This is a genomic window from Vibrio sp. 9-16B-A1 (assembly GCF_056726165.1).
The window spans coordinates 153,069-167,424 of the sequence record NZ_JBSDZD010000003.1 but is presented as its reverse complement, the minus strand read 5'-3'; the positions used below and the strand labels follow the sequence as shown (position 1 = coordinate 167,424).

At 50.5% G+C, this 14,356-nt stretch carries 9 protein-coding genes; 6 read left to right on the top strand and 3 right to left on the bottom strand.

What is annotated here, in order from left to right:
- Nucleotides 1-856 precede the first annotated feature (856 nt).
- From ygjJ to ACVB80_RS06780, 4 genes are all read left to right on the top strand, one after another.
- A complete protein-coding gene (ygjJ, locus tag ACVB80_RS06795; protein ID WP_481080524.1) occupies nucleotides 857-1,909 on the top strand; it encodes a protein YgjJ in 1,053 nt (350 codons plus the stop codon).
- Nucleotides 1,910-1,926: 17 nt separating this feature from the next.
- The gene (gene ygjK / locus ACVB80_RS06790) at nucleotides 1,927-4,308 is read left to right on the top strand and encodes an alpha-glucosidase (protein WP_481080523.1); all 2,382 of its coding nucleotides are present in this window, start codon (nucleotides 1,927-1,929) and stop codon (nucleotides 4,306-4,308) included.
- 130 nt (nucleotides 4,309-4,438) lie between these two features.
- Nucleotides 4,439-5,794, top strand: a complete 1,356-nt coding sequence (locus ACVB80_RS06785) for a DNA-3-methyladenine glycosylase 2 family protein (RefSeq protein ID WP_481080522.1) — start codon at nucleotides 4,439-4,441, stop codon at nucleotides 5,792-5,794.
- Nucleotides 5,795-6,280, top strand: coding sequence for a methylated-DNA--[protein]-cysteine S-methyltransferase (locus ACVB80_RS06780; protein WP_481080521.1), 486 nt, complete (start codon nucleotides 5,795-5,797; stop codon nucleotides 6,278-6,280).
- Nucleotides 6,281-6,573: 293 nt separating this feature from the next.
- Here ACVB80_RS06780 and ACVB80_RS06775 read toward each other — a convergent pair whose 3' ends face one another.
- Together ACVB80_RS06775 and ACVB80_RS06770 are read right to left on the bottom strand one after the other, a co-directional pair.
- Nucleotides 6,574-7,275, bottom strand: a complete 702-nt coding sequence (locus ACVB80_RS06775) for a transposase (protein WP_481080520.1) — start codon at nucleotides 7,273-7,275, stop codon at nucleotides 6,574-6,576.
- Between the two features lie 67 nt (nucleotides 7,276-7,342).
- Nucleotides 7,343-8,779 (bottom strand): aminotransferase-like domain-containing protein, encoded by a 1,437-nt coding sequence (locus ACVB80_RS06770; RefSeq protein WP_481080519.1) that lies wholly within the window; start codon nucleotides 8,777-8,779, stop codon nucleotides 7,343-7,345.
- Between the two features lie 94 nt (nucleotides 8,780-8,873).
- Here ACVB80_RS06770 and ACVB80_RS06765 point away from each other — a divergent pair, with 94 nt between their 5' ends.
- The gene (locus tag ACVB80_RS06765; protein WP_481080518.1) at nucleotides 8,874-9,785 is read left to right on the top strand and encodes a DMT family transporter; all 912 of its coding nucleotides are present in this window, start codon (nucleotides 8,874-8,876) and stop codon (nucleotides 9,783-9,785) included.
- Between the two features lie 69 nt (nucleotides 9,786-9,854).
- Here the strand turns inward: ACVB80_RS06765 and ACVB80_RS06760 are convergent, their stop codons facing one another.
- Nucleotides 9,855-11,312, bottom strand: coding sequence for a DUF3360 family protein (locus tag ACVB80_RS06760; protein WP_481080517.1), 1,458 nt, complete (start codon nucleotides 11,310-11,312; stop codon nucleotides 9,855-9,857).
- A 407-nt stretch (nucleotides 11,313-11,719) separates the two neighbouring features.
- Between ACVB80_RS06760 and ACVB80_RS06755 the strand changes: the two genes are divergently transcribed.
- On the top strand, nucleotides 11,720-14,278 hold the full coding sequence (locus ACVB80_RS06755; RefSeq protein ID WP_481080516.1) for a DUF294 nucleotidyltransferase-like domain-containing protein: 2,559 nt from the start codon (nucleotides 11,720-11,722) through the stop codon (nucleotides 14,276-14,278).
- Nucleotides 14,279-14,356: the final 78 nt, after the last annotated feature.

The following is a 14,356-nucleotide window of genomic DNA, read 5'->3' as shown; positions in this document are numbered from 1 at the left end:
ACCACATTAATAACAGAAGCCACAATTAATAATGATCGCGTAATATATCCACCTGACGAGTATCGGGTAAATACTCTCACTTTATGCGCAATCAATTCAAATAACAAAGTGTGACATTAGTCGCGCAAGCCTATGTTAATAATCAACAACCAAAAAAACAGACACAAACAACATTAACAACCAACAAGCAAAAAATTCACAGAACAAATCACCACCACCAACTATCCCGCCAGAATATACAGAAAAAGCCGTAACTAAATTCTTTTTAAGTAATAAGATTAAAAGTAGCATAACTGAGACGATGACATGTATTTAGTACTTAAGCACCATTAAATAATGAACGATATCAATTATTCAATAAATAAAAACAACACTCATAATTAAGTTATCAGGCTCAACAACTCATACTAAGCCTGGAACTAAATTACTTTAACCAGTATTAGTAATTAATGAAAATCCATTACTATTCATTAGCTATTTACTGTTCTCTAATTAACTTTGAAAGAAATAATATAAACACATCCCCTGGCACTCTGAACAGTCAAAGCACCTCAATACCTCCTGCACTCATCAGCATCTGCTCCACCATCCGGGGCCGGAAACAGCTCAGACAGACTACATCCCTCTTACCTTTTTTACGCAGCGCCCTCTCAGCGCCACTTCATCACTCCGTCACATTTGGTAAAACTTTTTACTAAAAACAAGATCGCACTTTTACTCCAGTGTCATTTATAAACGCATGCATCGATCATAAAGTAACCACCGGATCAGGCACTCTGTGCAGACACTTTTCGGGGGTGTTAAGGGTTTGCATCAACCACTGACCCGTAATCAATCAACTCAAATAAGTAAAATCATGAACAATAAATTTACTAAAAAAACACTGGTATTGTGTATTGCGCTTGCTGCACTATCGGTACAGGCTAAAGATACAAGCCCTGTGACACCGCACAGTACCAACGCTTCGCCGGAAACAGAGCTGGAACTGAACTTCTATGGCGAACTTGGGATCGGCGGTCATACCGCTCTTCAGGGCGATCACAAAGGCAGATACGCTGACGGCACTTACATAGAAAGTGGCCTGGAGTTTACCTATGGTAATTGGTTTGGCCTTATTTATGGTGAAGGCTGGACAGTGCAGGCTGACGGCGATGGTAATCCGTGGGCCACAGGACACGGCTGGGGTGGCTTTGAAGGCGGGATAAACCGCTTCTACGCTGGCTACCGCACAGATGGCGGAACCGAGTTTATCCTCGGCCGCAATGACTCCTCACTGGATGACGTACAGTGGTGGGGAGATCCAACTGTTGAGTACGGCTACGTTATTCCCAACTCACGGGATATGAACTTCGCTTTCAAAGTTCAGAACCGGGAAGGAAAGCTTCGCTACAGCGTAACCGCTGCGCCGGAAAGTAACTTCACCGAAGACGATTCCTGGGTGCACTTTGGCAAGTATGACCGTTACGCGGACAAGTACACCCACGCGGCCATGATCAACGGCTACGTTCAGTATGATCTGCAGGAGGATCTGACACTAATGGGTGGTGCGGAAGTCGCAGATAACGCCGGAGAACTGATGCTGCTTGGTGTGCAATACAAGAACTTCGCAGCCCGGGCCTGGCACCACACTGACCAGGGAACCGACACCAGCGAAGGCACAGAAACCGGCATTCAGACCAGCGCATGGTATGAAGCAGCAGAAGGCGTCTACCTGTCTGCAGCCTATAACTACGCAAACAATCCACTCGACAAAGAAGAAGATCAAATCACTTCTTACATCAATACCGGCATCTGGTGGGCGTATGGCAAAGGTAAATACGCCACCGCATTTGACTCAAAATTCTTTCTGAGCAATGACACATCGGACTCAGACCATCAGGTATTTTTAATGCAGTATTTCTACTGGTAATCACGGGGAAAAAACAGATGACACTACATAAATCTTTGACTGCACTGGCAGTTGGCAGCGCCATTCTCCTGGCCGGTTGCGGAACAGCACCTTCTTCGGAATCTGACCAGCTTCAGGCCATGCAGTTTAAAAACGTCATTGACCGCACCGGCTCACCGGAATACATGCGTGATTACGACTTTGATGACCACCAGCGTTACAACCCATTCTTTGACCTCGGAGCCTGGCACGGTCACCTTCTGCCGGACAGCGATGAAGGAATGGGGGGATTCCCGGGAACCGCACTACTGACCGAAGAGTACATCAACTTTATGGCCGACAACTTTGATCGTCTGAGTGTGTACAAAGACGGCCAAAAAGTAGACTTTAAGATGCAGGCTTACAGCATTCCCGGCGCACTGGTTCAAAAGCTCACCTCAGATGATGTCACCGTTGAGATGACAATGCGCTTTGCCTCAGACCGCACCTCTCTGCTCGAAACCAAAATCACCTCGGACAGCCCGCTGGAGCTGGTGTGGGACGGTAAACTTCTGGAGAAATACCACGCGAAAGAAGGCATCGCCCAGTCTGACAAAACCATCGACCAGGCTTACCCGGATTACGACCGTGAACTGATCGCAACAGGCAACGGCGTCAATGTCACCTTCGGTAGAGTACGCGCCACCTGGACCCTGCTGACTTCCGGAGAATCCGAATATCAGGTCCAAAAATCCATCCCGGTACAAACCGAGGTAAACGGCCACAGCTTTACTTCCAAAGCCGCCGTTGATGGTTCGACCACCATCTACACCACTTACAGCCATGTTCTGACTGCAGAAGAGAACCAGAAAGAACAGGCCAGGATCAGCGATATTCTGGCCAACCCTGGCAGGTATATCGACGCCTCAGTCCAGCGCTGGGAAGATTACCTCAGCAACGGCCTGAGCAACCCGGATGCGACCAAAGAGCAGGAGCGCGTAGCGGTCAAAGCGATGGAAACACTCAACGGTAACTGGCGTGGTATCGCAGGGGCGATGAAATTTGATTCAGTCACTCCGTCTGTCACTGCCCGCTGGTTCTCCGGTAACCAGACCTGGCCATGGGATACCTGGAAACAGGCCTACGCGATGGCGCACTTTAACCCGGATGTCGCCAAAGACAATATCCGCGCCATGTTTGCTTACCAGATCCAGGCCGATGACCCTGTTCGCCCGTGGGATGCCGGATACGTGCCGGATCTTCTCGCCTACAACCTGAGCCCTGAACGCGGCGGTGACGGTGGTAACTGGAACGAGCGCAACACCAAACCAAGTCTGGCCGCATGGGCCGTGATGGAAGTATATAAAACCACCGGTGACAAAGCCTGGCTGGAAGAGATGTATCCAAAACTGGTCGCCTACCACAACTGGTGGCTGAAAAACCGTGACCACAACAACAACGGCGTACCGGAGTACGGTGCAGCGCTGGACAAAGCCCACAATACACCAGGCGGTCAGATGCTGTTTACCGTCAAACGCGGCGACAAGGAAGAAACCTTCTCCGGCCTGGAGCAGTACCAGGAAATCGTGAAAAGCGGCCAGTATGACCATATAGAGATCCCGGCTCAGACTGCTGCATCGTGGGAGTCCGGACGTGATGACGCCGCAGTCTTCGGCTTTATCGACCCGGATCAGATGGAGAAGTACGTTGCAGCCGGCGGAAAACGCAGTGACTGGGACGTCGAGTTTGCCCAGAACCGCGATGAAGACGGTACCCTGCTCGGTTACTCACTGCTCCAGGAGTCGGTAGACCAGGCAAGTTACATGTACAGTGATAACCGTTATCTGGCAGAGATGGCAGACCTGCTCGGCAAACCTGAACAGGCCAAAGAGTTCCGCGCCAAAGCGACCAGACTGGCGGACTACATCAACACCTGTATGTTCGATGAGAAAACCGGCTTCTACTACGATATCCGCATCGAAGATAAACCACTGGCGAACGGCTGTGCCGGTAAGCCTATCGTCGAGCGCGGTAAAGGCCCTGAAGGCTGGTCACCGCTGTTCAACGGCGCTGCCACCCAGGCAAACGCAGATGCGGTCGTAAAAGTGATGAAAGATCCGCAGGAGTTCAATACCTGGGTTCCTCTTGGCACCGCAGCGCAAACCAGCCCGGCATTTGGCCCGGACATCTACTGGCGCGGACGCGTCTGGGTAGATCAGTTCTACTTCGGCCTGAAAGGCATGGACAGGTACGGCTACCGTGAAGACGCAATCGAAATGGCACAGGCGTTCTTCGACAACGCCGACGGCCTGCTGCAGGACGGCCCAATCCGCGAGAACTACAACCCGCTTAACGGCGACCAGCAGGGCGCCCCAAACTTCTCCTGGAGTGCGGCGCACCTGTATATGCTCTACAACGATTTCTTTACTGCTGAGGAGTAATGGAACTGGTATAAAGAGCAGAGCCCGGTTTAAACGCCGGGCTTTTTTATTCGGTTCCGAAAATGGCTAGTTTTTCGGCCGTTCAGAGGTAGACTTACCCCATTGCAGTCAAACCAGTCAGGAACAGAAAATGGAGTTAAGCCGCAGCGAGTGCCAGAAAGCCCGGATGTCGCGTGACGCCCGCTTTGACGGAGTGTTCTTTGTCGCGGTGAAAACCACCGGCATTTTCTGCCGTCCTGTCTGTCCGGCCAATCTTCCCAAAGAAGAAAACGTTGAGTATTACCCAAGCTCTGCGCAGGCACTGCAGGCCGGTTTCCGCCCCTGCCTTCGCTGCCGCCCGGACGCCGCGCCTGGCTCGTGGGCGTGGAAAGGCACCGAGACCTCTTTTCAGCGCGCCGTCGCGCTTATCGAGCAGGGTGCGCTTCAGACTCAATCCCTTGCGCAACTCTCAGAGCGTCTGGGCCTCTCAGACCGCTACCTGAGAAAGCTGTTCAATCAGTATCTGGGGATGTCTCCCAAGCAATACGCCCTTTATCACCAGTTAATGTTTGCCAAGCAACTTCTGCATAACAGCAGCCTGGCCATCGGCGATATCGCGTTTGCCAGCGGCTTTAACAGCGTACGCCGGTTTAATGATGCCTTCTCCGCCCACCTGAAACTGACCCCGGGCCAGATAAGAAAATCCGCTAAGGCAGATGGCTCCAACCGCCTTACCCTGCTCTACCGCGGCGCGCTGGACTGGGATTATCTGCTCGATTTCTACCGTACCCGCCTGCTTGAGGGCGTCGAGTCCATTGAAGGGCAAACTTACCGCAGGACAGTCGATCTTGAAGGCGTATCCGGATGGTTTGCGCTGACGCCGGTACGCCCCGGCGTACTGGAAATGGCATTTGAGCTGAGTGACGTGTCAGCCCTGCGCCGCCTGGTAGTGCGCGTTCGCAGAATGTTTGACCTGGACGTGGACCTCGCTGGCGTCGAAGCACAGCTTCGCGAACTGGACCCAAACCTTATCCGGCACAGCGGGATCCGTATTCCCGGCGTCTGGAGCGCATGGGAGGCTGGTGTAAGAGCGATACTCGGCCAGCAGGTATCGGTAAAAGCGGCTATCGGCCAGCTTAACCTTCTGCGTACTCTGTGTATTGGTGAAAACGGACCGGGTAGCTTTCCAGACCCAAAACAGGTATTGAAAGCCGACCTGAGTCAACTGAAAATGCCCCAAAGCCGTAAAGATACCCTGCACCGCTTCGCACTGGCCATATCAAAAAATCCTGAGCTGGAACCAGAGCAGTGGCTGACACTGAAAGGCATCGGCCCCTGGACAGTCAACTACGCCCGCCTGCGCGGGATAAGCGAGCCAGACTGTTTTCTGGACCAGGACTTGGTAGTAAAAAAGGCCCTGCCGCAATACCCGAACGTAAACAAACAGAGCGTCGCCCCATGGGGCAGCTACGCCACCCTGCACTGCTGGAACAATGGAACCATCTGAATGAAGTACTACAGCTGTTTTGAATCCCGGTTAGGGAAAGTTACCCTTCAGGCCACAGACAAAGGTCTTTGCGGAGCCTGGTTTGAGATCCACACCACCATGCCGGATGAACTGGGCCAACACGCCCCTGAAAACCCGCTCCTGCAGGCTGCCACAGAGCAGTTAACCCAATACCTGGCAGGAAAACGAACTGAGTTCGACCTGCCGCTGGACGCAACCGGAACCGGATTCCAGAAACAGGTCTGGCAGGCTCTGACTGAAATCCCGTTTGGTGAAAGCTGGAGCTATCAACAACTGGCCGACCATATCGGCAATCCCAAAGCCGTACGCGCGGTCGGGCTGGCAAACGGAAAGAACCCAGTCTCGGTTATCGTGCCCTGCCACCGGGTGATCGGGAAAAGCGGCAAGCTGACCGGGTATGCCGGAGGGCTGGAGCGGAAGAAAGCGCTATTAAAACTGGAAGAAATTGATTTTATTGAACAATAGAGTACAGCACCTCGTTACCACGCTCCAGCGTGGTAATGCATACCGGATTTAAAGACAGGCAGAGATTAAAAAAGGTTCTCACACCTTCAAAACAAACTGACGAACAGCTTTAATCCCAAAAAGCATCAACGGACTGGCATGCATCAGCAGGTCAAAAATGTCGATGGGTTTTACAAGTGTCCCGTGAACGAGCATTCGTAGCTTCTCAACCAAGTGTGGCTCGGGCGTAAAAGGGGCCAGCATCAAAGCCCCCCGCCGACAATTAAACAGGGTCAGAGCCGTTTTAAATCCGGCTAATTCTCACTCTTTCGCCATCCAACCCTTCTGCCTCGCCTGCCCTCTTTCAATTTGCTTCCGGTAAGCTTTTCAATTTCATCAATAAAACTTTCGCTACCAAGCACCAGTCCTTTGTTCGAAGACTTGCGGATCTCATCCAGCAGCTCACCCTCAACATGCGAATGAAATAGTTCACGATAAGCTTGCTGGCGCTCTGAATCCGTTGAGCCCATCTGCGTATACAACCGGTGCCGCGTCAGCAAACTGCTCTGTTTACCCAAACCATTGCACTGATAACTTGACCAGCTATATTCTGCCGGGTCATCGACCATTCCTGCCCGAACAGGATTCAGCTCTATGTACCGGTGTAATTCAAACAGATACCTTTCGTCTTCCACTAAGCATGATCGATAACGCCCTTCCCAGAGTGTTCCGGTACGCTCATAAGCCTTGTTGAAATACATCACGTACATTCGCCCCAAAGACTGCATCATTTGCGATATTGCTGTAGATGTGGATGGTGTACAAAGCAGGTGTACGTGGTTGGTCATAAATACCCACGCGTGAATCGCCACATTATATTTCCTGGCATACTCACTGAGCCAGTTAGCATAGGCGGCCATATCCCTGTCACTTCTGAAAACAGCCTGTCTGTTGTTGCCTCTCTGTATCACGTGTTCAGTCACGCCTGGCGCTGACGTTCTGGGTTTCCTTGGCATTATCTTCCCTCATCAAAACAGTTCATGAAAGGATAGTAGATTTAAAACGGCTCTGACCCTTTTTATTTCATTTGGCATGCTCAGCAATCAGAGCAGCGAACTTTTCCATCGCAGGAAGCCAGTCTTTTTCTGCGCTGAAGTTCGCAACGCTGATGCGAATACAGTTTTGAAACTGTCCCTGTGTGGCAAACACGGACCCCGGAAGGATACTTATTTTATGTTCATTACAGGCCTGGTAGAGCGCATAACTGTCAGTGTTTGGCGGCAGACGCAGCCAAAGCAGGAATGAACCCTGTACTGAGTTGATTTGATAGCGATTCTTCAGCTGAGTGTGAGCATCCAGACATTGGTGCAGCATCTGCAAATACCTACGTACGTTCACCTGATATATCCGGCACATACGTGCGGTGTGGGGGCGGTATTTTCCTGAAGTCAGAAAAGTAGCCACCGCTGACTGCATCAGGTTCAGGCTGCCCATGTTTTCGCACAACAGATATTGCTCCACCTGCGCGCGATAGCGGCCTGCAAGCATCCAGCCAATGCGAAGACGGGAGTCCAGTGTTTTTGACAGCGAGTTCACGTAGATAACACGCTGTTTATCATCCATCTTCCATAAGCTCGGCAAAGGCTTGTCATAACTCAGCGCACCAAAGACATCATCTTCAATGATTGGAATATCCCCTGATACGGCGAGTAGCTGCCTGCGCCTTGCCACCGGCATCAGTGAACCTGTCGGGTTCATGAAGTTTGGCGTGACAATGATGGCCCTGATATCCCACTTCTCAATCGCCTTCTCTAATGCTTCCGGGTCCATACCATCACGCGGACAACCCGGGATCTCCACCACTTTCAGGCCAAGGGATTCCAGCATCAGCAGATTGCCGAAATAGCACGGCGATTCCACCGCCACTATATCCCCCGCCTGAGTGGTCGCACGCAGGGCCAGGCTGATCGCCTGCTGCGCACCATGAGTGACCAGAATGTCATCCACGCTGGCCGGTGTGCCCAGATCCTGAGTAATCTTCGCCAGCTGTTTGATCAACAAATCATCGCCAGGCGGCAGTTGATAGTGGCTTGGGATATGGCTTTGCCGGCGGCTTTGACGCCCAATTTCGGCGTACAGACTCTTTATCGCCGGCGCATCAGCATTTGGGTGAGCCGAGCCGGTTGGCAACAGCTCCTGATACCCTGGATAAGTGAGGATCTCCCTGCATACGGAAAGCAAATCTACCTGAGCAGGGGCTGCAATTTTGGTTTCACTTTTCTGAGTGAACTGGACCCGGTAGCCCGATTTCGGAACCGCATACACTAAGCTCTGAGCTTCCAGTTCCTGATAAGCACGGATCACGGTGTTCTTACTGACGTTAAGTTCGGAGCTCAACTGACGGATGGAAGGCAGCTTATCGTCCGGCTGATAAATCCCATTTCCAATCGCCTGTTTGAGGTGTTTCTCGACACTCAAATACTTATTGGCCGCATGCTTATCCATCAAATCTGTACCCATAAAAACACTTCTTTCTGTCACTTTTTGAAACCACTGTACCCAACTAAATTAACAGCATCTGAAAACAAAACACAAGAAAGAGTGAGGGCGAACAATGCTAATCCGATCCATCCCTTTTGTATTCGTTGTCCTCTGGGCTTCCGGCTTCATCGGTGCCCGGTTCGGACTGCACTACGCTGAGCCAGCAACCCTGCTGTCGATTCGTATGGCACTTAATGTCCTGCTGTTTCTGGCCCTTGTTGCTTTTCTGCGTCGCCGCCTTCCTACAGGAAAAGACTTTTGGCACAGCTGCGTCGTCGGCATTCTGGTTCACGGTTTCTATCTGGGCGGTACCTACTTCGCAATCAGCTTAGGCATGCCCGCAGGGCTAAGTTCTTTACTGGTTGGAATCCAGCCCATCTTAACCGCTGTGGTACTGGTGACATGTGCCTCTGAGCAGTTCAGACCCTCACAGTGGCTGGGTTTATTATTGGGTTTTGCGGGTATTGCAATGGTCCTGATGGGTAAAATGGAGTGGCAGTCAGATCTGCATAAACCGCTGGCGATTGGTGTTTGCCTGTCGGCATTATTTGGAATCACCATCGGAACCTTATATCAGAAGAAGTATTGCCAGCAGACAGATATGGTTGGTGGAGCAACGGTGCAGTATCTGGCGGCCTTTGTTATGTTTCTGCCTGTTGCGATGCAGTTTGAAACCATGCAAGTACAGTGGACGACGGAGTTCATCCTGACCCTGATTTGGCTTGTGGTCGTGCTCTCCTGCGTGGCGATTCTTTTACTGCTTTATATGGTGAAAAATGGCGCCGCATCGGGTGTTGCTTCTGTCTTTTACCTGGTGCCGCCAACCACTGCGATTCAGGCCTGGCTGGCCTTTGGTGAGTCGTTCGACTGGATGGGATTAGTTGGCTTTATTCTCGCGGCAACCGCAGTTTATATGGTAGTGAAAAAGCCAGAATTACCAGCGTTTAAGTCCGGCCTGCAAAGGAAAAGCGTAAAACCCGTCTGAGCAGAGCAATAAAAAAGGGTACTGACCGCAATCAGTACCCTTTCCATCATCTAAAGTGAATGATTGAGCTTAGTTGCCCAGAAGCGCAGGAATACCTGGCAGCTGACCTACCAGTGCAAGTGAACCTACACAGATAACAAACGCAGCGCCTGGGATCAGGTATTTGTCTTTAGCAGACAGCTCTTTCGCACGCTCGTGGTCGCCGATAAGGCCCATGTTGTCCAGCAGCATTGTGGTTGCCCAACCGAATACAGGGTTTACGAACGCACACGCAAAGATACAGATACCCGCACTCAGTGAGTCTTTGTGTTTGTGGATCATCTGCATACCTGCTTCAAGCAGTGGCAGGAATACACCAACGATCAGAGCAACACGCAGAACAGGTTCCCACATTGCGAGATCCATCGGGTAACCGATAACCGCAGCAGCAATACACATAATACCTGTCAGCAGTGCACCACCAGGGATAGGACGCTTCGCGATAGCTGCCGGGATCATGTAAGTACCCCAAGAAGAAGCCAGGTTACCACCGCCCAGGAAAGAACCAATACCCTGACGGATAGAAGCAACCATCATGGTGTCATCTACGTCCATCAGAACGCCTTTCGCATCTTTCGGGTAGTTAAGCTCCTGGAATACACGGTGACCCAGGTAATCCGGAGACCACATCGCAACTGCCAGCAGTGCAAACGGCGTTACCGCTACAAAGTGAGCAAAGTTCGGCCAGCCCAGCTGCCAGCCTGTGTCTTCACCCCACCAGTAGAATGGGCTGAAGTGTGGCAGGCCTGGTTCTGTAGTAAAGGCAAAGTCAGCGCCCATTACATAAGCAACAATACCCGCAATCAGAGAACACAGCGGGATAGCCAGCCAGCGTTTATTGATTTTTGCCAGGTAAGCGTAAACCGCAAGAGTCACACCAATTACCGCAAATGAAATGTAGCCCTGATCGGTGCTTGCTGCCCAGGCTTCAGTTTTGTTGATCTGACCGATCAAACCCACCGCACCAAGGTAGATAAGCAAACCACCCCGAACACCGACCCCGGTCAGAGTCATCAGTTTAGAGCCACCTTTGGTATAAGCGAGTACAAGACCAAACACACACACCATGATACCAAGCGCCAATGGGTGTCCCCCGGCGGCGGCAATCAAAGGTATTAACGGAATCATCGGGCCGTGGGTACCGGCCAGGTTAGCGTTAGGGTTCAGAATTGCTGAGAAAAGAATTACAAACAGAGCACCAGCAATCAGCAGTTCGTAACGAACGTTTTCTGCTACAAACTCAGGAGACAGACCAAACTGCGCAGCAAATACCGCAACCATAGCGGTAACCATTACTACTTTACCAATGGTTGCAGCCAGTGCCGGTACCAGGTCTTCAAGCTCAACACTGTAATCACGCGAAGGCAGGTGGATGCCCCAGCGGTTAAAGCGCATGATCTTCAGATCATGGTTCAGGAATTCTTCACGACTCCCAAACTCCTGCGCCTTTCGACGCATGTCTCTGTAAAACTTCTTATCTTTTGACATAATAGTCATTCCTTATAGGATTTCGGGTGGCACCAAATCCATTCAGATTCCGCTTGCGCTTGGTATACCGGCCTTCGACCAGTACGAGACGACATCCCAGACGCTACCAAACATCTCTATTTTTCGATAAAGAGGGAAAATGAAGGTTGGCTACCCGGTGGGGGAAAACAGGAAGGCTAATCACCTCCCCGGTTAAAATCCATTCACTTTATGTAACCAAGTTTAAAAAACCCATTAGTTAAAAATATTGATTTGGGTTAATTTATCAAAGCGCAATCGATATTCATGGCAGATTTTTTGTAAATACTTGCTACCCATCGCACAGTTTTTGATGATTTTATAAATAGGGTTTTAATGCATTTAATTGCGTTAAAAACGTTAATTTAACCAGGGGACGAAGGACCTAAATGAAGATATCTGACCATGCTGATCGTACAGAACAACTGTTTGGAGTTCGGGCGGAAGAGATACACAGGTGGATAGACGGCTTCTTCGACTACAACGGGGCTGACCACTCTGCCACCATGGCCAAACACATCGGCTATGACCCCTACGATCACCGCCGTTTTCGTCACTGCAAAGAAGCCCTTTCAGAAGCCATCAAAGAGTTTGGCGGCAAGTACACCAACCAGCAAATCCAGGACGTTTTTGAAACCCATATAAGGGATGATTACGACGGTTATCTGCCATCGCGGGCAGACTTCGAAAACGGCACATTTACCGCTAAATATCATGATGCTGCGCATGGTGAAGAACTCAGTGAAGTCCTCGATGCGAATGAACTGGCAGACTATTTCAGCGGACTCAGTTCCTCACAGCAGGAAAGTCAGCCATCATTTAATAAATTCAATCTCAGAATTGTCCTGCCAACCGTCGTCGCTATCTTTCTTTTTGTCACCACTATTATCTATTTAATTCTGCCTCTGGTTGAAGATTCCATGCTGGGGCAAAAACGTCAGATGCTTAAAGAGCTGACGTCCACCGCCGTCAGTATCGTCGACAGTTATGTCGCCCTTGAGCAAAGAGGTGTATTAAGCCTTGAAGAGGCAAAAAAACAGGCGGCTACCGATATTAAAGCCATGCGATACGGTTCTGAAAATAAAGACTATTTCTTTATTACCGATATGCATCCGCGCATGATCATGCACCCTTACCGAAGTGAATTAACCGGTACAGACCTTACTAATTACAGGGACAGTGAAAATACCACCGGCTTCCCGGTGTTTGTTGAAATCACCAAACTGGTTAAAGCGTCCCAGCATGGCTACCTGGAATACCAGTGGCAGTGGAAAGATGACCCGACGATCACCGCGCCTAAAATGACTTATGTCGAAGGCATTGAAGAGTGGCAATGGATTATCGGTACCGGCGTCTACTTTAAAGATGTTCAGGAAGGCATTGACCGCCTGGAAGGAATTCTTTACCGGGTATTTTTTGCTATCACCCTTGGGCTGGCACTGTTGATGGCCTATGTCATCTCACAATCCAAAGTAATCGAAAATCGTAAAAAGCGCGCAGAGCTTGCACTGCATGAAGCAAAAGATCGTTATCGTGCTCTGGTTGAGTCCTCCAATGAAGGTTACATCCTTGAGGCTGACGGCAAGATCATCTTCTCTAACAGCCGCCTGCATCAGCTGCTCGGCTATACCGATACCGAGCTGAAATCTCACTCTATCTGGAAAAAACTTTTCTCGGATAACCCACAAAATACCGAAGTACTGCACCACCTTCTGCAGCTGTTTAATCACGAAAGTGAACCGGGTGAATTTGAAGCCCAGCTGCAGACCAAAGGCGGAAAGAAAATTGATATTATTTTGAGTACCTCCAGGATCTTCCTGTCTGAGAAGCTGGGGCATGTTATCTCTTTCCGTCCGATTGTCCGTAAGATATACGGCGGCAGCTTTGGCCCGGTGAATCAAATCACTAACTACCAGGCTCTGAGCGGCACCCTTGTAACCGAAATTGAACAGGGAGAGAACCACGGTCAGGTTGTTGAATCCCTCAACCAGCTGCCGGATCTGATTCGTGAAATGATCGAAACCGGAACCCGTCCGGACTACCTGCGCAGACTGATTGGCAGCACCTACGATGCGGCTATCTGCCGGTTTATCGAGCTCACTATCGAGGATATTGGCGAGCCACCAGTGCCCTTCTCCTTCATCTCGTTTGGCAGTAATGCCCGTCATGATATGACCCTGTTCTCAGATCAGGACAACGCGATTGTATTTAAAACCCCGGATGACGCAGACCTGAAATCAATCCGGCGCTACTTCCTGCATCTGGCAGAGAAAGTATGTGCCATGCTCAACCAGGCAGGGTACAGCTACTGTGAAGGCCTGATCATGGCTTCCAACCACCAGTGGTGCCTGAGCCAGAAAGAGTGGGAAGAGAACTTTGGCCGCTGGATAGACGAAGCCTCCCCGGATTCAATTCTGGAGCTGAACGTGTTCTTTGATATCCGTTCTACTTATGGTGAAGCGGCGCTGGTGTATGGCATTCAGTCCCACATTCAGAAGCTTTTGAAAAAGCAGCCCGAGTTCCTGCCTATCTACGCGGAGAACTGTCTTTCTCACCGGATCCCACTGAATGCAGCAGATGAGATCCAGACCGAAAACTACGAAGGCCGCGCTTCCATCAACCTGAAAGAGTGCCTGCGCCCAATGGAGATCTTCTGCCGGATTTACGCGCTTAAGCACGATATCCGAGAGAGCAACACCATGGCCCGCCTGAAGGGCCTGCTTGCAAGGGAAGAGATTGACGCCAGGACATACAGGGAGATGGTGTATATCTTCGACCATATCTGGCATCTGCGCTTTGTAAACCAGATTGTTGAATACACTGACCTGCGCAAAGTGAATGACGTTCTGCCGATCAATGACCTGACGCCGCTGGAGCAGAAGAACCTGCAGAATGTACTAAGCCGGGTATCGCTGTTTCATGAGAAGGTGCAGCGGGATTTTCTTTGATTAAGGTAATTTAAATGGCGCTTAAGGGTTAAGCGCCATAAGGAATTAATCGCACATGACATAGGGTCCACAAAGGGC

Coding starts and splice junctions, on each gene's coding strand:
- ygjJ (WP_481080524.1), top strand. CDS start 857: ATGAACAATAAATTTACTAAAAAAACACTGGTATTGTGTATTGCGCTT.
- ygjK (WP_481080523.1), top strand. CDS start 1,927: ATGACACTACATAAATCTTTGACTGCACTGGCAGTTGGCAGCGCCATT.
- ACVB80_RS06785 (WP_481080522.1), top strand. CDS start 4,439: ATGGAGTTAAGCCGCAGCGAGTGCCAGAAAGCCCGGATGTCGCGTGAC.
- ACVB80_RS06780 (WP_481080521.1), top strand. CDS start 5,795: ATGAAGTACTACAGCTGTTTTGAATCCCGGTTAGGGAAAGTTACCCTT.
- ACVB80_RS06775 (WP_481080520.1), bottom strand. CDS start 7,275: ATGCCAAGGAAACCCAGAACGTCAGCGCCAGGCGTGACTGAACACGTG.
- ACVB80_RS06770 (WP_481080519.1), bottom strand. CDS start 8,779: ATGGGTACAGATTTGATGGATAAGCATGCGGCCAATAAGTATTTGAGT.
- ACVB80_RS06765 (WP_481080518.1), top strand. CDS start 8,874: ATGCTAATCCGATCCATCCCTTTTGTATTCGTTGTCCTCTGGGCTTCC.
- ACVB80_RS06760 (WP_481080517.1), bottom strand. CDS start 11,312: ATGTCAAAAGATAAGAAGTTTTACAGAGACATGCGTCGAAAGGCGCAG.
- ACVB80_RS06755 (WP_481080516.1), top strand. CDS start 11,720: ATGAAGATATCTGACCATGCTGATCGTACAGAACAACTGTTTGGAGTT.